This is a genomic window from Leifsonia xyli (genome assembly GCA_001647635.1).
GTDB lineage: Bacteria > Actinomycetota > Actinomycetes > Actinomycetales > Microbacteriaceae > Leifsonia > Leifsonia xyli_A.
Map to the genome: position 1 here is coordinate 3,242,853 of CP014761.1, position 17,638 is coordinate 3,260,490.

General features: G+C 70.6%; 20 protein-coding genes and 1 pseudogene. 11 read left to right on the top strand and 10 right to left on the bottom strand.

The genetic code is table 11. The annotated features are described in order from the left end of the window. Positions 1-2: 2 nt before the first annotated feature. Positions 3-620 (bottom strand): hypothetical protein, encoded by a 618-nt coding sequence (locus A0130_15830; GenBank protein ID ANF32935.1) that lies wholly within the window; start codon positions 618-620, stop codon positions 3-5. Positions 621-692: 72 nt separating this feature from the next. On the opposite strand from A0130_15830, the pseudogene A0130_15835 reads away from it, so the two are divergent. From A0130_15835 to A0130_15855, 5 genes and pseudogenes are all read left to right on the top strand, one after another. Beyond that, positions 693-1,548 (top strand): annotated as a pseudogene (locus A0130_15835) (NAD(P)H-hydrate dehydratase). Between the two features lie 56 nt (positions 1,549-1,604). Beyond that, positions 1,605-2,948, top strand: a complete 1,344-nt coding sequence (locus A0130_15840) for a hypothetical protein (GenBank protein ID ANF32936.1) — start codon at positions 1,605-1,607, stop codon at positions 2,946-2,948. An 83-nt stretch (positions 2,949-3,031) separates the two neighbouring features. Continuing rightward, positions 3,032-3,340, top strand: coding sequence for a hypothetical protein (locus tag A0130_15845; protein ANF32937.1), 309 nt, complete (start codon positions 3,032-3,034; stop codon positions 3,338-3,340). Position 3,341: 1 nt separating this feature from the next. Next, positions 3,342-3,581, top strand: coding sequence for a hypothetical protein (locus tag A0130_15850; protein ID ANF32938.1), 240 nt, complete (start codon positions 3,342-3,344; stop codon positions 3,579-3,581). Positions 3,582-3,620: 39 nt separating this feature from the next. After that, positions 3,621-4,871 carry an arabinose ABC transporter permease gene (locus tag A0130_15855; GenBank protein ANF33492.1) on the top strand — a complete coding sequence of 417 codons (1,251 nt, stop codon included), beginning with the start codon at positions 3,621-3,623 and terminating at the stop codon, positions 4,869-4,871. A gap of 18 nt (positions 4,872-4,889) precedes the next feature. On the opposite strand, the gene A0130_15860 is transcribed toward A0130_15855, so the two are convergent. The 6 genes from A0130_15860 to A0130_15885 form a co-directional block, all read right to left on the bottom strand. Beyond that, on the bottom strand, positions 4,890-5,543 hold the full coding sequence (locus tag A0130_15860) for a LuxR family transcriptional regulator (GenBank protein ID ANF32939.1): 654 nt from the start codon (positions 5,541-5,543) through the stop codon (positions 4,890-4,892). A 36-nt stretch (positions 5,544-5,579) separates the two neighbouring features. Beyond that, on the bottom strand, positions 5,580-6,797 hold the full coding sequence (locus A0130_15865) for a hypothetical protein (GenBank protein ID ANF32940.1): 1,218 nt from the start codon (positions 6,795-6,797) through the stop codon (positions 5,580-5,582). Then, positions 6,794-7,960, bottom strand: coding sequence for a histidine kinase (locus tag A0130_15870; GenBank protein ANF32941.1), 1,167 nt, complete (start codon positions 7,958-7,960; stop codon positions 6,794-6,796). The genes A0130_15865 and A0130_15870 overlap by 4 nt, the downstream gene beginning before the upstream one ends. A 16-nt stretch (positions 7,961-7,976) precedes the next feature. Beyond that, complete coding sequence (locus tag A0130_15875) at positions 7,977-9,182, bottom strand: homoserine O-acetyltransferase (GenBank protein ID ANF32942.1); 1,206 nt, start codon at positions 9,180-9,182, stop codon at positions 7,977-7,979. 71 nt (positions 9,183-9,253) lie between these two features. Then, positions 9,254-9,955 (bottom strand): hypothetical protein, encoded by a 702-nt coding sequence (locus A0130_15880; protein ANF33493.1) that lies wholly within the window; start codon positions 9,953-9,955, stop codon positions 9,254-9,256. A gap of 10 nt (positions 9,956-9,965) precedes the next feature. Then, positions 9,966-10,751 (bottom strand): oxidoreductase, encoded by a 786-nt coding sequence (locus A0130_15885; protein ID ANF32943.1) that lies wholly within the window; start codon positions 10,749-10,751, stop codon positions 9,966-9,968. Positions 10,752-10,859: 108 nt separating this feature from the next. Here A0130_15885 and A0130_15890 point away from each other — a divergent pair, with 108 nt between their 5' ends. Then, positions 10,860-12,182 carry an O-acetyl-L-homoserine sulfhydrolase gene (locus A0130_15890; GenBank protein ID ANF32944.1) on the top strand — a complete coding sequence of 441 codons (1,323 nt, stop codon included), beginning with the start codon at positions 10,860-10,862 and terminating at the stop codon, positions 12,180-12,182. A 61-nt stretch (positions 12,183-12,243) separates the two neighbouring features. Here the strand turns inward: A0130_15890 and A0130_15895 are convergent, their stop codons facing one another. Together A0130_15895 and A0130_15900 are read right to left on the bottom strand one after the other, a co-directional pair. Beyond that, positions 12,244-13,035 (bottom strand): hypothetical protein, encoded by a 792-nt coding sequence (locus A0130_15895; GenBank protein ID ANF32945.1) that lies wholly within the window; start codon positions 13,033-13,035, stop codon positions 12,244-12,246. A gap of 2 nt (positions 13,036-13,037) precedes the next feature. Then, on the bottom strand, positions 13,038-14,498 hold the full coding sequence (locus A0130_15900) for a transporter (GenBank protein ID ANF32946.1): 1,461 nt from the start codon (positions 14,496-14,498) through the stop codon (positions 13,038-13,040). 42 nt (positions 14,499-14,540) lie between these two features. Between A0130_15900 and A0130_15905 the strand changes: the two genes are divergently transcribed. From A0130_15905 to A0130_15925, 5 genes are read left to right on the top strand one after another with little or no spacing between them, the layout of a single operon-like run. Next, on the top strand, positions 14,541-15,062 hold the full coding sequence (locus A0130_15905) for a phosphoribosyltransferase (protein ID ANF32947.1): 522 nt from the start codon (positions 14,541-14,543) through the stop codon (positions 15,060-15,062). Between the two features lie 7 nt (positions 15,063-15,069). Further along, on the top strand, positions 15,070-15,762 hold the full coding sequence (locus tag A0130_15910) for a uracil-DNA glycosylase (protein ANF32948.1): 693 nt from the start codon (positions 15,070-15,072) through the stop codon (positions 15,760-15,762). A gap of 35 nt (positions 15,763-15,797) precedes the next feature. Continuing rightward, positions 15,798-16,376 (top strand): phosphinothricin acetyltransferase, encoded by a 579-nt coding sequence (locus A0130_15915; GenBank protein ID ANF32949.1) that lies wholly within the window; start codon positions 15,798-15,800, stop codon positions 16,374-16,376. Between the two features lie 37 nt (positions 16,377-16,413). Then, positions 16,414-16,968, top strand: a complete 555-nt coding sequence (locus A0130_15920; GenBank protein ID ANF32950.1) for a hypothetical protein — start codon at positions 16,414-16,416, stop codon at positions 16,966-16,968. Continuing rightward, the gene (locus tag A0130_15925; GenBank protein ID ANF32951.1) at positions 16,968-17,198 is read left to right on the top strand and encodes a hypothetical protein; all 231 of its coding nucleotides are present in this window, start codon (positions 16,968-16,970) and stop codon (positions 17,196-17,198) included. Before A0130_15920 ends, A0130_15925 begins: the two co-directional genes overlap by 1 nt. 16 nt (positions 17,199-17,214) lie before the next feature. Here A0130_15925 and A0130_15930 read toward each other — a convergent pair whose 3' ends face one another. Continuing rightward, a complete protein-coding gene (locus A0130_15930; protein ANF33494.1) occupies positions 17,215-17,547 on the bottom strand; it encodes a cation transporter in 333 nt (110 codons plus the stop codon). Between the last annotated feature and the right edge of the window lie 91 nt (positions 17,548-17,638).

A 17,638-nucleotide genomic window follows, 5' to 3' on the forward strand; every position in this document is an offset into this window, starting at 1 on the left:
ATCTAAGACCCGAGGGCGTCGAGATATGCCCGGAGCGCCTGAGGACTCGTGAAGACGTGGCCCGCGATGCCGAGCGCCTCGGCCCCGCGCACGTTCTCCTCCTTGTTGTCGATGAAGACCGTCTGCGCGGGAGTGACGCGCAGCTCGGTCATGACGTGCTCGAAGATCTCGCGGCTGGGCTTGATGGTGCCGAGCTCGCCGCTGACGAAGACCTGCTCGAACAGGTCGCCCAGCGTCCCGTGGCGGAAGTACGAGCCGAAATCGCGTCCGGCGTTGGAGAGCAGCGCCATGCGGGTGCCGCCCTCCTTGAGGTCGAGCAGCACGTCGAGCGTGTCGTGGTCGATCGTGAGCCAGCTGCGGAAGTCCGCCAGCCACAGCCGGTGAACGGTCGCGTCGCCCCAGCTCTCGCCGAGCTCGCGTTCGATGCCGCGCCAGTACGACTGGATGCTCAGCGTGCCCTGGTCGAGCGCGTTGCGATGGCGCCAGTAGGCGGGCCAGAACCGCTCCGCATCGCCGCCCGCCAGCTCGGTGAGCGCCGCGCGGTCCTCCGGGGTCGGGGTCACCGAGATGACCTCGCCGTAGTCGAACACGATCACCTTGCCGGGGATGCTGATCGCCATGCTCACAACCTATCGTGGGCGGCGCGGGGTTCGATGGGGGACGATGGACTCACGAGCGAGCGGAGGCGGCCGGTGACGCAGTGGCAGCAGTGGGACGAGACGGACGCGGCGGCGTGGATCGCGGTGCCGCAGGAGTCGAGCGACAAGTACTCGCGCGGCGTGCTCGGGTGGTGACCGGCTCCGAGCGGTATCCGGGAGCGGCGGTGCTCGGGGTCGAGGGTGCGTCCCGCACGGGTGTGGGCATGATCCGCTACCTCGGCGCCGAGCGGCCCACCGACCTCGTCATGCGTCGACGGCCCGAGATCGTCACCGCGCCGGGACGGGTGCAGGGCTGGCTGATCGGCTCGGGCATGGACGCGGCCGGCCGGCCCGACGACGACGCCCAGCGCCTGCGCGCGGCGCTCCGTGACGGCCGACCGCTGGTGATCGACGCGGGAGCGCTCGACCTGGTCGGCCGGGCCTCCGCGCCGGTGATCGTCACGCCGCACTTCCGCGAGCTGGCGACCATGCTCGCCGCGCGCGCCGACGACGACTCGGACGCGGTGACCGCCGACGACATCGCGGCCGACCCGGCGGGGTGGGCGGTGCGCGCGGCCGACAGCCTCGGGGTGACCGTGCTGCTCAAGGGACACACCACCTACGTCGCCGCCCCCGGCGGACCGCATCACGCGGTGACCGCCGGCCCGGCCTGGCTCGCCACGGCGGGCAGCGGCGACGTTCTCGGCGGTGTCCTGGGCGCGCTCGTCGCGACCCACGCCCGCGAGATCGACGAGGACGGCCACGCGGCGCTCGCCGCCCTCGGCGCGACGGCCGCGTGGATCCACGGTCGGGCGGGGAGCGCGTCTCGGACGGCGGTCCGATCGTCGCGCTGGACATCGTCGAAGGACTGTCCGAAGTGGTCCGCGACCTCGTCCGCGCACGCGGCTGACCGCAATCGCGTCCCGTTCAGGAGCGCGTTCGACGCATCCCCTAGGATGTGGCGCTATGGGGATGGAAGCGGCGCCGATCCGCGCGTCGGCGACCCTGCGAGCCGAGCCGGGCACCCTCTACCGGGTGGTGCACAGCCCGCTGTCGCTGTGGATCGGCTTCCTCGCCGTCCACCTCTTCATCAGCGGCATCGCCCTGATCGACGGCAAGGGCCTCGGCGACGTCTTCCTGGTCTACAAGCCGTGGGCGGAGCTGGCCGCGCAAGGCACGCAGATCGTCGGCGTCGACTCCGACTGGGTGTACCCGTTCGGCGCGCTCGTGCCGGTCATGCTGCCGCTGCTGTTCGGCGACCACGGCTACGTCTGGGCGTGGCTCAACATGGTGATGCTGCTCAACGCGGCCGCCTTCGCCGTGCTCATCGTCGGGCGCGAGCCGCGCCGGCTGGTCGCCGCGTGGTGGTGGCTCGGCTTCCTGCTGTTGCTCGGTCCGATCGCGGTCGGGCGGCTGGATGCCGTGTCCGCGTCCCTCGCCATCGTCGGCCTGCTCTGGCTCACCCTGCACGAACGGGCCGCGGTCGTGGTCCTCACCGCCGCGACCTGGATCAAGGTCTGGCCGGCGGCCATTCTGCTCGCCGCCGTCGTGGCGCTGAAATCGCGGTGGCACATCGTGCTCGTGGCGGTCGTCACGTCGGCCGTGATCGTCGCGGTGCCTCTGATCTTCGGCGCCGGATGGCACATCCTGAGCTTCATCACGATGCAGACCGACCGTGGCCTGCAGATCGAGGCCCCGGTGAGCACGATCTGGATGTGGCAGGCCGCGTTCCACGTGCCCGGGGCGGCCGTCTACTACGACCGGCAGTTGCTGACCTTCCAGGTGAGCGGCAGCGGGACCGGGATCGCGGGCAGCCTGATGAACCCGCTGTTCGGGCTCACGGCGGTGGTCGTGACGCTGATCGGCGTGCGGGCGCTCCGGCGCGGGACTCCGTACACGCGCATCCTGCCCGAGCTGTCGCTCGCGCTGGTGACCGCGTTCATCGCCTTCAACAAGGTGGGCTCGCCGCAGTACGTCGTCTGGCTCGCGGCGCCGGTCGTGATCGGGCTGACGTACCAGGGCCGCGGGTTCAAGACGCCCGCCATCCTCGTGCTCATCACCGCGGGCCTGACGCAGGTGTTCTACCCCTTCCTCTACGACATGCTGCTCGGGGTGCCGCAGCCGGCCATGGTGGCGGTCCTGACTCTGCGAAACCTCATGTACTTCGTCATCCTCGGCTGGACGATCGGCGCGCTGTGGCGGCGCCGCCACCGCCAGGAGGCGGCAGGCGACCTGGTGCCGGCGCACGCGTGGCCCTTCCACACGGCGCCCGGGGCGCACACGGAGCCGGTCGGCGGCGACCCGCGCTAGGGCGGATCCTCCGCTTCCCTGGCCGTGGCCCCGCAGAAGATGACATCATCGAGGGACCCGTCCATCCCGTCGAAGGGGGAATCATGCTGGTGGCGTTCTCGGTGGCCCCGAGCGGTGGGGAAGGGGCCGACGCGTCGGTGCACGATGCGGTCGCCGCGGCGGTGCGCGTGGTGCGCGAGTCGGGCCTCCCGAACCACACCGACGCGATGTTCACGACCATCGAGGGGGAGTGGGACGAGGTCTTCGATGTCGTCCGCCGCGCCACCGATGCGGTGGGCCGCTTCGGCACGCGGGTCTCGCTCGTGCTGAAGGCCGACATCCGGCCGGGCTACACCGGCGAGCTCGAGGGCAAGGTGCAGCGCCTCGAGGCGGCGCTGGAGCAGGGGGAGTGACGTGGATCTGAACACGATCGTGCTCGCGGTGGTGGGCGTGCTGATCTACTTGACACCGCTGCTCGCGCTCATCGCCGTGCTGGTCGGCGGCGTGGCGCTCGGCTGCGTCATCGTCGCCATCGTCGGCGCCGTGCGGACCGGCGTCGCACGTCCGGAGGAGACCCGGGATGTGGATGTCGCCGAGTTCTTCGAGCAGGAATCCGCCGCGGCGGTGGCCGTGGGTCGAAACGATTCGATATAGACTCGGCGGGTGACCCCGATTCTCGACGGGCCGACGACGATGTCGTCGGCCCGTATTCGTCTTGCTCTCCTGGCGCTCGCCCTCGGCGGCTTCGGCATCGGCTCCACGGAGTTCGTCGCGATGGGCCTGTTGCCCAACATCGCGCACGACCTGCTGCCGCAGCTGTACGCGACGTCGCCCGACGACGCCAACGCCCAGGCCGGCTGGATCATCTCCGCCTACGCGCTCGGGGTCGTGGTCGGCGCGCCGACCATCGCTGCGGTCGCCGCGCGCTGGCCGCGCAAGAAGCTGCTGCTCTGGCTGCTGGTCGCCTTCACGGTGGGCACGATCGCGTCGGCCGTGGCGCCGACGTTCCAGCTCGTCATGCTCGCGCGGTTCGTCTCGGCGCTTCCGCACGGAGCCTACTTCGGTATCGCGTCACTGGTCGCCGCCTCCCTCATGGGTCCGGGGAAGCGCGGCCGCGGAGTCGCCTTCGTGCTCTCCGGCCTGACGATCGCGAACGTCATCGGCGTGCCCGCGATCACCTGGATCGGGCAGCACAACGGCTGGCGCATCGCCTACCTGGTCATCGCCGCGATCTTCGCGCTGACGTTCGTGGCGGTGGCGTTCCTCGTCCCGTGGCAGGCCGGCGACGCGAAGGCGACCATGCGCAAGGAGCTGCGCGCCTTCACCCGCCTGCAGGTCTGGCTCGCTCTGCTGATCGGCGCGATCGGCTTCGGCGGGTTCTTCGCCGTCTACACGTACATCGCGCCGATCGTCACGACGGTCACCGGGCTCCCGGAGGCGTCGGTGCCGCTCATCCTCATCGTCGCGGGCCTCGGGATGACCGTCGGCAACATCCTCGGTGGCCGGGCGGCCGACCACAGCGTGCGGAACAGCATGCTGCTGTTCTTCGCGATCCTGCTGGTGGCGCTCGCGGCGCTGTGGCTGACGGCGTCCACGGTCGTCGGGCTGGTCGTCTCGGTGTTCGTGGTGGCCGGCGCGTGCTCGGCGCTCTCGCCGACCATCCAGACCCGGCTGATGGATGTGGCGCACGACAGCCAGTCGATCGCCGCCGCCCTCAACCACTCGGCGCTGAACATCGCCAACGCGTCGGGCGCGGCCCTGGGCGGTCTGACGATCGCAGCCGGCCTCGGCTACCTGTCGCCGATCGTGGTCGGCGCGATCCTCGCCGTCGCGGGCATCCTGCTCGCCCTGCTCTCGTTCGGCATCGACCGCTCGCGCGAGCGCCGCGGCGTCGACACCGGCGTCGTCCACGCCCAGCGCCCCGACCCCGTCTCGGTCGACTAGCCGCCGAGCGGCCAGCGGCTAGTCGTTCTGGAGCAGGATGCCGTCCTGGATGGCGCGCTTGCGCAGGGCGACCTTGGTGCCCACGTCGTAGCCGGCCACGCGGTACTTCTCGCGGATGCGCTTGAGGTAGCTCTTGGCCGTCTCGTCGGAGATGCCGAGCTGGAAGGCGACCGCCTTGACCGGCTCGCCGGCGCCGTACAGCGCCATCACTCGACGCTCCTGGGCGCTCAGCTTGGGGGCGCCCCCGAGCTCGCCGGCGTTCAGCGCGAGGTCGAGCTCGGCCGAGATGAACGACTCGCCCTTGCGGGCCGCGCGGATCGCCTCCACGATCATCTCGGCGTCCTCGCTCTTCACGAGGTAGCCCATCGCGCCGGCGGCCAGAGCCTCGCGCACGACGGCCGGCTCGGAGTACGTGCTCATGAGCACGGTCGCCACGCCGGTCGTCTTCAGCGTCGACAGCTTGAGCGAGATCGGGATGTTGTCCTTCAGATCCAGGTCGAGGAGGACCACATCCACCGGGAACTCGGGATGCGTCAGCAGCTCCGGCCAGCTGGCCACCGCCGCCACCATGCGGATGTCATCCGCGGCGCTGCGGATCCACTCGGTGAGCGCTCCGAGGAGCATCTTGTGGTCATCGACGATCGCGATCCGAATCGGCGGCTGCTCGCCCATGTCGTGCCTTTCTCTGTCCCGGTCCTGCCCGCTGGGTCAGCCCAGTTCGGCGGAAGTGTCGCGGACCGAGGTGATCTCGATCCTCAGGGCGGATCCGGAGAACGACTCCGCATAGCGCCCCACTTTACGGATAGCTTGCCATGCCGCAGGGTCTACCCCGTTTCGCGGCACACCGCTGGTCGTGATCACGATCAGTGTCGTCGCGCCCGGGTTGGCAGACCTCGGGTAGGTGCCGACCGGGCGGGAGAGCTCGAGCGTGAGGGTGCGCGGTGCTCCCGCGCCGGTGCGGATGGGGTCGCTGATGAGCAGCCAGACCGCCGTGAGCAGGCCGTCGCGCTGGTCGCGGCTCAGCCAGGCGGCCAGGCCGTCCGGGTCGGTCAGCGTCACCGACGGTCCGAGCAGAGCCGACTCCGTCACCGCGTGGTACAGCCAGGTCTCTTTGCGGCCCTGGATGAGGTGGAGGCGGAGCTCGGTCGCGATGCTGGCAGCAGCGTCCGCCGTGTCCTCGCCGAGCGGCAGCCGGGTGCGGCCGGTGGCGACGCCGTCGAGGAGCCGTTCGGCGGCGAGGTCGAGGCGGGCGAGCTCCTCGGAGGCCAGCATCCCGACCGCGTAGCCGGGGGAGACGACGGTGCTCTGCACCTGAACCAGGTCGAGCTCGAGCTGCACCAGCGTGCGCAGGCTTCGGACGATCTGAACGCCGACCAGGGGAGGCGCGACCGCGATCGCGACGGTGACCACGCCGGGGCCGAGCAGCTGGAGGTCGGGCAGCGCGCGCCAGACCACCACGACGGCGAGCGTCGCGCCGAGCACTGCGGTGGCCAGGACGATGTCGCGGGCCGGGCGGACGGGGGCGCACAGCAGCAGCGCCGGTCCGACGGCGGCCGCGGCCGTGAGCGGGACGATCGCGCCGTCGAGAGGCCAGGTTCCGACGACGTCCAGGGCGACAGCGCCGGCCCATAGCGCGAGGGCGCCGAGGTAGAGCGGGAAGGGCAGCTCGTCCGGCAGGCGGAACCGCAGCACCAGCGCGCCGACGAGCGACACCCCGATGAGCACCCACGCGGAGACGGTGAAGCCCAGCAGCGCGTACTCGCTCGCGTTGATCGCGAACAGGATGAGCAGGAAGGCGATGAGGGCGACCGTCGCCACGTTGAAGCCGAGGTCGAGCCGGGCACGGCCGAGCGCGTCCCGCTCGTCCCCGGCGGCGCCGCGGGCGATCGGGCTGCGGGGGACGGTCCGCTCGTCGACACGGGTCACTTCGGCACCTCCAGCACTACGGTCGTCCCGCTGCCAGGCGACGAGAAGAGGCGGGCGTTCCCGCCCACGTCACGCAGTCGGGCGACGATCGACTCGGTGAAGCCGAGGCGCTCCGTGTCGATGGTGGCGACGTCGAAGCCCTTGCCCGCATCGGTGACCATCGCGCGCACGTTCGTCTCGTCGTCGGTGATCGTGACGTGCGCCTCGTTGACCCCGGAGTGCCGGCGCACGTTCTCGAGGCACTCGCCCAGCGCCAGCAGGAACGCGTCGAGCACGTCCGACGGCAGGAGCACCTGACCGGCGCCGTGCCAGTTGACCTCGAGCCCCATGCGGCGGAAGCGCTGCTTGACGGACTCCAGCGTCTTGCCGAGCGTGGATTCCTCCACCGGCTTCAGCTTGTAGTCGCCGGAGCGCGCCGGGTCGGGCGTGAAGCCGAGCCGGAGCTGTCGCAGCAGGGCCGCATCCTCCGCCGCCTGCTCGCGCAGCGCGCCATGACTCACGCCCACGCCGGAGTGGGCGAGCAGGGTCAGGGTCGCGAGCACGGTGTCGTGCAGCAGGCGCGCGCTCTGGCGGCGGCGCGCCTCCGTCTCGCTGGCCTGCCGCTCCACGCGGTAGGCGCGGCTCATGGTCGAGATGCGCTTCAGCGTGCGGGGCACGGTGCGCGAGAGCCAGATGCCCGTCGCGGTCAGCGCGATCCAGCCGGTGACGGTGAAGACGAGCGGCTCGATCAGTCGCGACTGCGTCATCCCGAGCGTGACCCCCAGCGCGGCCAGGGTCGCCAGCGCCGAGACCACCAGGAGCAGGACGCGCGGGCGGGATGTGACTGCGAGCACGCACACGCACGCCACGGCCGCGGCGCCGATCACGCCGACCGCGCTGATCGCCGACGGTCCGAGGGGCGTACCGGGGAGCAGGTGGATAAGGATCAGCGCGACGCCCGCGACCACGATCACCGGCATCCAGAGCATGAGGCGCAGCAGCGTCGCGAGCTGCCACTGCGCGAACGCCAGGCAGGCGACGAGCACCAGGGACGCGAGGTAGAGCGGCAGGGGCAGGGAGCCGGGGACGCTCAGGCAGATCAGCGCCGTCGCGGTGGCCGTCAGGCCCACCGTGCGAGCGGTCGAGGCGAGGAGACGATCACGCTCCTTCTGGATGCGCGACATGCCCCTCCATCCTCGGTCACACGGCGAACAGCCGCCGCAGCTGCGTGCTGACGGCGTCGTCCTCGATCAGGAACCCGTCGTGACCGAAGCCCGAGCGGATCACCACTGGAACTCTACCGTCCAGCGTGTCCGGCACGTGGTAGGCGATCTGGTCCTGTCCTTCGACGGGGAACAGCCGATCGCTGTCGATGCCGACCACGAGCGTCTTCGCGGTCACGCGGGAGAGTGCCGCTGCCAGCCCGCCGCGGCCGCGGCCGACGTCGTGCGAGTTCATCGCCTCGACGAGGGTGATGTAGCTGTTGGCGTCGAAGCGGCGGACGAACTTGTTGCCGTGGAAGTCGAGGTACGACTCGACCGCGAACCGGCCGCCGCCGCCGAGTGGGCTGATGCCGCTCTGCCAGGCGCGCTCGAACCGCTCGTTGAGTTCGGACGGGCTGCGGTAGTTGAGCAGCGCCATCCGGCGGGCGAGGGCGAGCCCCCGGTGCGGCCCGTCGCCGTCCTCGGCGTCGTAGTACTGGCCGCCGCGGAACAGCGGGTCGGTGCGCACCGCCTCGATCTGCACGGAGTTGAGCGCGATCTGGTCGGCGGTCGAGAACGGGGGAGCGGCGATCACGGCCAGCCGTTCGACGCGCTCGGGGAACATGACCGCCCACTCCAGCGCCTGCATGCCGCCCATGGACCCGCCGACGACGGCGGCCCACCGCTCGAGGCCGAGCTCGTCGGCGAGGCGTGCCTGCGCGACGACCTGGTCGCGGATGGTCGTGAACGGGAAGCGGGACCCCCACTCGGCGCCGTCCGGGGCGAGGGAGGCGGGACCCGTCGTGCCCTGGCAGCCGCCCAGCATGTTCGGGACGACGACGAACCAGCGGTCGGTGTCGATCGCCTTGCCGGGGCCGATGATGCCCTGCCACCAGCCGGCGGTGCGCTGGCCGGGACCGGCGGGGCCGACCGCGTGCGCGTCGCCGGTGAGCGCGTGGAGGACGAGGACGGCGTTGTCGCGCACCTCGGACAGCTCGCCCCAGGTCTCGTACGCGATGCGGACGTACGGCAGGCTCTCCCCGCTCTCGAACGAGAACGCGCCGATCCCGACGAACCGGCGACCGGCGACCGGGTCGGACTCCTTCCACGCGCCGCTCGCGGGCGGCTTGCCCAGCAGCGTCCGCGCCTGCGCCTCCGTGATGAAGCTCGACGGGGCCGTGTCCGCGGAGGTCTGCCAGTCCATTCGTCCATTCTTGCGGAGGCCGTGGAATTGCGGTCACGTGTTACGAAGCGCTCCGCCGCGGCTGAGCGCCGTCAGCCGCGGTCGTCGTCGCGGCCCGCGCCGGGCGGGTCGAGGCGATCATCGGGGCGTCGGCGCAAGTGCTGCGTCCGCTCGTTGAGGTAGTTGACGATCGTGGCGCTCGCGGTTCCGACGATCGCGACGCCTCCCATCATCAGGATCACGGCGAGGATGCGCCCCTCGGGGGTCACCGGGTAGTAGTCGCCGTAGCCCACGGTGGCCATGGTCACGCAGGCCCACCACACCGAGTCGCCGAAGGTTTTGATGTTGGAGCCGTGCGCGTACCGCTCGACGTGGAGCTCGGCGAGCGAGATCACGTAGATGAACATCACGATGAACGCGCTCGCGAAGACCACCACCCGGCGCCGCAGATGCGACGGCGTGTTCCCGCGGAAAGCCCGCACCCGGGCGAGGCCGGTGAGCAGCAGGAACGGACGGGCGAGCGGGAGGAGCACGGAGAGGAGGGCGATCGGGTGGCGGCGGACGAAGCGCCCCTTGCGCTCCGAGAGCAGCAGCCGCACGGTGAAGTCGACGACGTAGAACGCCCATACAGCGAGGAGGACGACGGTGACCGTCACCGTCACGGCGTGGGGCTGCCCGACCCACAGGATGCCGACCGAATACGCGGTCAGGAACAGGAACGACGCCGCCAGGGCGGGGTAGCCGGTGACCCGCTCCCAGGCGTGACGCCTGCGGTCCTCGTCCTGATCGGGCATGGCCACAGTCTCAGCCCTTCGTGCCCTTCACGGCGAGAGGGCCCTTGTGGAGCCGATACGGCGCGGCCTGTGCGACCGGTTTGACGACGATCAGGTCGAGGTCGACGTGCCTGGGAAGGGTGAGCGCGTGGACGATCGTCCCGGCCACGTCCTCGGCCGACAGCGGCTCGGGCACGTCCTCGTAGACCGCGTCGCGCTTCGCCTGATCGCCGCCGAAGCGGACCAGCGAGAACTCCTCGGTGGCGACCATCCCCGGCGCGATCTCCACCACGCGGATCGGCTCGCCGTTAAGCTCCAGCCGCAGCACCTCGGTGAGCGCGTGCTCGGCGAACTTGGCCGCGTTGTACCCGCCGCCGCCGACATAGGCGGTGAGTCCGGCGATGGAGGTGACCACGGCGATGTCGGCGTGCCCCGTCGCCGCCGCGCCCTCGCGTAGCAGCGGCAGGAGGGCCGAGACGACCCGCTTGGTGCCGATCACGTTGATCTCGTACATCCACACCCAGTCGTCGACGCTCGACGACTCGACCGAGTCGAGACCGTGCGCGCCGCCAGCGTTGTTCACGAGGGCGTGGATGCCGCCGGTCGCGGCGAGGTGGTCGCGGAGCGCATCCACGTCGTCCTGCTTCGTGAGATCGGCGACGACGTACTCGGCGCCGGTCTCGTCGGCGAGGTCGCGGAGGCGGTCCTCGCGGCGCGCGACCGCGACCACATCCCACCCCTCCGCCCGGAAGGCGCGGACGGTGGCCGCCCCGATCCCCGAACTCGCTCCGGTCACGACAACGCGTCTGCTGCTCATGCCGCCATTCTCCCGGGTTACGGCGTGTTTCGAGGGCGTTGCCCGCGCGCGGCGGCGCGTCTAGCCTTCTGAGGACCGCGCACCCGAAGCACCCGAAGGAGAAACGCCATGACCGACGCCGCCGACTGGCAGTTCGAAACCAAGCAGATCCACGCCGGAGCTGCTCCGGACCCCGTGACCAACGCCCGGGCGACGCCGATCTACCAGACCACGTCCTACGTGTTCAACAACGCCGAGCACGCGAAGAACCTGTTCGCCCTGGCGGAGTTCGGCAACATCTACACGCGCATCCAGAACCCGACGCAGGCCGTCGTGGAGGAGCGCGTCGCGGCCCTCGAGGGCGGCACCGGCGCTCTGCTGGTCGCGTCGGGCCAGGCCGCCGAGACCTTCGCCGTGCTCAACATCGCGCAGGCGGGCGACCACATCGTCTCCTCCAGCTCGATCTACGGCGGCACGTACAACCTGTTCAAGTACACGCTGGCGAAGCTCGGCATCGAGACCACGTTCGTCGAGAACCAGGACGACGCCGAGGAGTGGCGCCGTGCGGTCCGCCCGAACACCAAGCTGTTCTTCGCGGAGACCATCGGCAACCCGAAGATCAACATCCTCGACATCGCGCTCGTCGCCGACGTCGCGCACGAGGCCGGCGTTCCGCTGATCGTGGACAACACGATCGCGACCCCGTACCTCATCCGCCCCTTCGAGTCCGGCGCCGACATCGTCATCCACTCGGCCACCAAGTTCCTCGGCGGCCACGGCACTGTCATCGGCGGCGTGATCGTCGACGGCGGGAAGTTCGAGTGGTCGAAGAACGTCGAGAAGTTCCCGGGCCTCACCGAGCCGGACCCGTCGTACCACGGCGCCAGCTACACCGCCGCGGTCGGCGACGGCCTCGCCTACATCATCAAGGCGCGCGTCCAGCTGCTCCGCGACCTCGGCTCGGCCATCGCGCCCGCGAGCGCGTGGCAGCTCATCCAGGGCATCGAGACCCTGTCGCTGCGCGTCGAGCGTCACACGCAGAACGCGCAGGAGATCGCGGAGTTCCTCGAGGCGCACCCCGATGTCGCCTCGGTGAACTACTCGGGCCTGCCCACGAGCCCCTGGTACGCGGCCGCCAACAAGTACGCCCCCAAGGGCGTCGGCGCGGTGCTGTCGTTCGAGCTCAAGGGCGGCGTGGACGCGGGAGCGGCTCTGGTCGACAGCCTGAAGCTGTTCAGCCACCTCGCCAACATCGGCGACGTGCGCAGCCTCGTCATCCACCCGGCCTCGACCACGCACTCGCAGCTCACCCCCGAGCAGCAGCTGACCGCGGGCGTCACCCCGGGTCTCGTCCGCCTCTCCGTGGGCCTCGAGAACATCGACGACCTCAAGGCGGACCTGTCAGCGGGCCTCGCCGCCGCCCGCTCCGTCGCGGAGGCGGCGCGCGCGTAAGCGATGTCACGAAGGGCCCGGCGGGAAGCTCCCGCCGGGCCCTTCGGCATTCTCACCTCGGTCAGCTCTCCGCCACCGCCACGCACTTCCGCAGGAGCTCCACCGCTTCTCGTCCGTCGCCCGCGGTGAACTCCTGAGGCTCACCCGCGCGGTCGCGTACGACCCGCTCCAACAGCTCGGCGTGCTCCGGCCAGCGCTCGGCCGCGTAAGAGGCAGCCGCGGTCTTGGACACGACCTCGCCCGTCTCGATCGTCGCGACGAGGCGGATCGGCCCGAGCGCCACCCAGCGCACCGTCTCCGCGCGGATCGGCCCGTCGTCCGGGCGGTCGGCGATCTCGCGTTCGAGGCCGTCGCCGATGCCCTGCCAGTAGTCCTGCAGGTTCTGCCGCGAGAAGGCGACCACCCCCTCGGCCGCCTTGGGGTGCCGATCGGCGACGGGCGACCAGATCACGTCGCCGCCGTCGACGATCCCCTGCACCCCCGACTCCAGCTCCCGCCAGGTGATCCAGCTGAGCTGCGCCCCGGGCAGCTGGGAGACGAGCACCCCCTCCACCACCTGCGGCGCGGTCTCGATGACGTCCGGCCCCCGCGCGATCTCGGACTCGGTGAGGTACACGCCGTCGATGTGCGGGTCGGAGGCGGCGTGGAGCTCCGCGAGCGCCGGCAGGTCGTCCACCGGGTCGCGCGTGACGACGAAGACGACGTCGATGTCGCTGACGCCGGGATGCCAGTCCCCGGCCACCGCTGAGCCGGTCACCACCGCGCGGCTCACCAGGCCGGGGGCGAGACGTCTCTGCTCCAGCAGGAACTGCGTGAGCGCGTCGGCGACGGGGGCGGGGAGCTGCTCGGGCATGGTCACTCCAAGGCGGGTTCGGTGTCCGCGAACGCGAGCCGCGGCACGAAGAAGAGGAGCACCGCGGCGACGAGCGCGCCGAGGCCGCAGATGGTCCACACGATCATGTAGCCGAAGAGGCTGGCGGCCGTGGCGGTCACCGTGGCCGCGCCGGTGAGCAGCACCACGCCGAACACCGCCGAGGCGAAGGATCCGCCGACCGTCTTGGTGGTGTTCGTCAGCGCCGTGGCGACACCGGTCTGCCCGCGCGGGGCGGCGGCCGCCGCGGCGGCGGGAAGCGCCCCGACGAGTGCGCCCGACCCGATCCCGGCGACGGCCATGTTGAGGAAGACCTCCCACGTCTGCAGGTGGAAGGGCAAGAACATCAGGTACCCGATCGCGACCAGGAACGACGCGCCGATCAGGGTCACGCGCGGCGTCAGCCACGACGACACCAGCGGGAACAGCAGCGCCCCGACGATCATCGAGATCAGGTACGCGCCGATCAGGATGCTGCGCTGCCCGGCCGAGAGCCCGAGCCCGTAGCCGTTCGCCGGGTCGGTGCCCGCGTACGTGCTGAGCGGCGCCTGCGCGCCGAGCAGGCTGATCCCGATCAGGCCGGCGGTGAGCTGCACCGGCCACATCGCCGGGCTCCGCAGCACGCGCAGGTCGATCGCCGGGTCTGCCTGCTTCAGCTCCCAGCGCCCGAACGGGATGAACGCCAGGATGCCGAGCAGGATGAGCCCCCAGACCCACCAGGTGCCGACCCCGTTGAGCCGCAGGAAGGTCAGACCGGAGGTGATCAGCAGCAGGCCGAGGGCGAGGAGCGAGAACCCGATCCCATCGAGCGAGCGGCCGGGCACGGGCTCCGACTCGGGCACCCCGAACAGGATCGCGAAGAAGACCAGGCTCACCGCGACGGCCGGGACCATGAGGGTGACGGTGACATTCCCGCCGAGCGCCTCGAACAGCAGGCCGGCGCCGATCGCGCCCACGATGGCGCCCGCCTCCAGGGCGACGACGAGAAGACCGGCGGCACGCCGCGTCCGGGACGCCGCCGTCCCGCTCCTCCGGCCGCGGTCGAAGATGAGGGCGACCTCCAGCGGCAGCCAGACCACGTAGAAGCCCTGCAGCGCGAACGCCACGAGGTAGGTGACGAAGTCGCCGGAGAACGCGAGGGCCCAGCTGGCCAGAGCCGTGAGCAGCGTCGCGATGAGGAGGATGCGCTTGTGCCCGAACATGTCGCCGAGCTTCGCGAGCACGGGCACGACCAGCGCGGAGAGCAGCAGCTGGGCCGCCTCGAACCAGTTGTAGTCGGCGTCGTGGATGCCCAGATGCTTCACGATGTCGGAGATCAGCGGGACGTAGTAGCCCTGCAGGATGCCGCTGGTCAGCTCGACGAGCGCCAGCCAGCCGATGAGGGCGGCGGTGGCGCCGATCGCGACCGTCGCCCGGCGCTGGGTCGACGTCTTCTCCGAGGTCATGCGCGGATGCTAACACCCGCGCCGCCCCGGTACGGTAGATGGATGGCCAGCGAACTCGACGATTCCGGAGCAGACGTCCTTCAGGAGACGGAACGGGAGGTCCTGGGCTGGCTCGAATTCGGTGAGGCGTCCCGCCACCTCGCGGGCGAGGTGGTCGAGTCGGGCTACGAGCCGGACATGGTCGTCGCCATCGCGCGCGGCGGTCTGCTGCTCGCCGGAGCCATCTCGTACGCCCTCGGCATCAAGGCCTGCGGCGCGCTGAACGTCGAGTTCTACACGGGGGTGGACTCGCGTCTTCCCGAGCCGGTCGTCCTGCCTCCGATGCTCGACTCGGCCGCGCTGGAGGCCAAGCGCGTGCTCCTGGTGGACGACGTGTCCGACTCCGGCCGGACGCTCGCCATGGTCGTCGACCTCATCTCCGCCTCCGGCGCCGATGTCCGCACCGTGTGCCTCTACTCGAAGCCGCGGACCGTCCTCGAGCCCGACTTCGTCTGGCGCCGCACCGACCGCTGGATCACCTTCCCGTGGTCCGCGCTCCCGCCGGTGACCGCCGCGACGCACTGACGCCGCCGTGGCCAAGACGCTGGCGGAGCTCGCCGCCGACGGTTCGATGGATGCCGGCTGGGCTCAGGCGCTCGAGCCCGTCGCCGACCGGATCGCCGCGATGGGGGAGTTCCTGCGCGCCGAGGTCGCGGCCGGGCGCCCGTACCTCCCGGCGGGCGAGAACGTCCTGCGTGCCTTCCGCGCACCGCTCGCGGACATCCGGGTGCTGATCGTCGGGCAGGACCCGTATCCGACTCCCGGGCATCCCATCGGGCTGTCGTTCGCGGTCGAACGGCACGTGCGCCCGCTGCCGGGCAGCCTCCGGAACATCTACAAGGAGCTGCGCGACGACCTCGGCGTCACACCTCCGCCGCACGGCGACCTGAGCGGCTGGTCTTCGAGCGGGGTCATGCTGCTCAACCGCGTCCTCACGGTCCGTCCCGGCGAGCCGGCGTCGCACCGCGGCAAGGGCTGGGAGGAGGTCACCGAGCACGCCATCCGCTCGCTGGTCGCCCGCGGCCGCCCCTTCGTATCCATCCTGTGGGGCCGCCACGCGGCGACGCTGAAGCCCCTCCTCGGCGGCAACCCGGTCATCGAGTCGCCGCATCCCAGCCCCTTGTCGGCCTCGCGCGGCTTCTTCGGGTCCAAGCCGTTCTCCCGTGCGAATGCGCTGCTCGAACGCGTGGGCGAGAAGCCGGTCGACTGGACGTTGGATCCGTAACCCGGCGGCAACACGCACGACGTACTCTGGAAGGCGTGCTGGAAGAGGAATACCAGGAGCGCCGCGTCCTGCCGCGGCACCTGCGCAAACAGGAGGCGCCGGAGGCGCCGTTCGAGTACGCCATCCGCGACGCCGAGCCGGCCGACCTCCCGCACGTCCGCGAAATCTACAACCACTACGTCGCCAACAGCACCGTCACGTTCGACGAGGACGCGATGACGCTGCGCGAGTGGAAGAGCAAGTACGCCTACCTCAAGAAGCTCGGGATGCCGTTCATCGTCGCGGTGTCGCCGACCGGCCAGCTCCTCGGCTACGCGCTCGTGTCGCCGTGGAAGCAGAAGCGCGCGTACCGCTTCACGGTCGAGAACTCGATCTACCTCGGCGCCGCGTCCACGGGCAAGGGGCTCGGGACCGTGCTGATGCAGGCGCTGATCGACAAGTCCAAGGAGGCGGGCCTCAAGGAGATGATCGCGGTCATCGCCGACAAGGGCGCCGAGGCGTCGATCAAGATGCACGAGAACTTCGGCTTCACCGAGATCGGCCGCATGGGCCGCGTCGGCTACAAGTTCGACCGGTGGCTCGGCACGGTGCTGATGCAGAAGTCGCTCAAGTAGCGGCGGGTCGCGGCTAACCGGCGCTAGGCTCCCTCCCGTGACCACCGTGACCCCTGGAACCGGAGGCGCCCGGGTCGCGTCCGCCGCCCCGGCGACGCCCGCGAACCTGCCGCTGCGCAAGCGTCCGTTCGACATCTTCTTCATCGTGATGTTCTCGCTGTTCATCGTGACGTGCATCATCAGCGACGCGATCCCGACCCTCGGCATCCCGCAGACCGCCACGACGACGAACATCCTCGCCCAGTGGAACTACACGTACTCGTCGCAGTACGACCCGCTCTACATGCACGAGCCGCTCTGGCTGCGGTTCATCACCGGCACCAGCGCCTTCATCTATCTGCCGTTCTACGTGCTGCTGATCGTCTGCCTGGTGAAGGGCTTCAACTGGATCCAGCTGTTCGCCGTGATCTACGCGACCATGATCATCAGCCTGACGGCCATCCCGATCTTCGGGGTCGAGTTCTTCGGCCCGGTCGGAGACCGCACGCCCAACCCGATCGTGTTCCTGCTGTACAACGGGCCGTACGTGCTCGTCCCCCTGCTGCTGCTCATCCGGATGCGGAAGCCGCTGCCGTTCACGAGGAGGTTCTGATGCCGCTGCTGGAAGACCTGACCGTCTACGAGGACGGCGACCGCTACGACGTGTACGACCACTCCTTCCCCGATGAGGACGCCGCGCTCGGCCGCGGCCGGCTCCTCGGGTCGGTCGTCATCACGCCGGAGGGGGAGTACGTTCCCAGCGGGGACGGCGCCCGCTTCGAGTGGATCGCCCCGGCGCACACGCTCGACGACGCACTCGCTGCGTTCGTGGGATCGGCGTAGGCGCGGCGGCCGACGCTCAGGCCGGGTGCTTCGCGCCGAGCTCGAGCAGCCCGACGCCGCCGACCACGAGCACCAGGCCCGCGATCTGCAGCCACGTGAGCGACTCCTTGAAGAACACCCACGAGATGATCGCGATCGCGGCGACGCCGACGGCCGACCAGATCGCGTAGGCGATCCCCAGCGGCACGCCGCGCCCGAGGGCGAGCGAGAGCGCGAAGAAGGATGCGACATAGCCGACCACGACGATCACGAACGCCCACCATCGGGCGTTCTCACCCGTGGTGAATTTCAGGAACGTGGTCGCGACGACCTCGGTCGCGATGGCGACGGCGAGGTAGAGATAGCCCAGCACAGGTTCACGTTAGCGGTCGGCTATGAGTTCACCGCACGTCCCGTCGGCGGTTGCGGCTGCGTCCTAGCCTGAGGGACGACGACATCGT

Coding starts and splice junctions, on each gene's coding strand:
- A0130_15885 (ANF32943.1), bottom strand. CDS start 10,751: ATGAGCAGCAGACGCGTTGTCGTGACCGGAGCGAGTTCGGGGATCGGG.
- A0130_15860 (ANF32939.1), bottom strand. CDS start 5,543: ATGGGCGAGCAGCCGCCGATTCGGATCGCGATCGTCGATGACCACAAG.
- A0130_15905 (ANF32947.1), top strand. CDS start 14,541: ATGGCCAGCGAACTCGACGATTCCGGAGCAGACGTCCTTCAGGAGACG.
- A0130_15875 (ANF32942.1), bottom strand. CDS start 9,182: ATGGACTGGCAGACCTCCGCGGACACGGCCCCGTCGAGCTTCATCACG.
- A0130_15845 (ANF32937.1), top strand. CDS start 3,032: ATGCTGGTGGCGTTCTCGGTGGCCCCGAGCGGTGGGGAAGGGGCCGAC.
- A0130_15830 (ANF32935.1), bottom strand. CDS start 620: ATGGCGATCAGCATCCCCGGCAAGGTGATCGTGTTCGACTACGGCGAG.
- A0130_15925 (ANF32951.1), top strand. CDS start 16,968: ATGCCGCTGCTGGAAGACCTGACCGTCTACGAGGACGGCGACCGCTAC.
- A0130_15880 (ANF33493.1), bottom strand. CDS start 9,955: ATGCCCGATCAGGACGAGGACCGCAGGCGTCACGCCTGGGAGCGGGTC.
- A0130_15840 (ANF32936.1), top strand. CDS start 1,605: ATGGGGATGGAAGCGGCGCCGATCCGCGCGTCGGCGACCCTGCGAGCC.
- A0130_15855 (ANF33492.1), top strand. CDS start 3,621: ATGTCGTCGGCCCGTATTCGTCTTGCTCTCCTGGCGCTCGCCCTCGGC.
- A0130_15900 (ANF32946.1), bottom strand. CDS start 14,498: ATGACCTCGGAGAAGACGTCGACCCAGCGCCGGGCGACGGTCGCGATC.
- A0130_15890 (ANF32944.1), top strand. CDS start 10,860: ATGACCGACGCCGCCGACTGGCAGTTCGAAACCAAGCAGATCCACGCC.
- A0130_15895 (ANF32945.1), bottom strand. CDS start 13,035: ATGCCCGAGCAGCTCCCCGCCCCCGTCGCCGACGCGCTCACGCAGTTC.
- A0130_15870 (ANF32941.1), bottom strand. CDS start 7,960: ATGTCGCGCATCCAGAAGGAGCGTGATCGTCTCCTCGCCTCGACCGCT.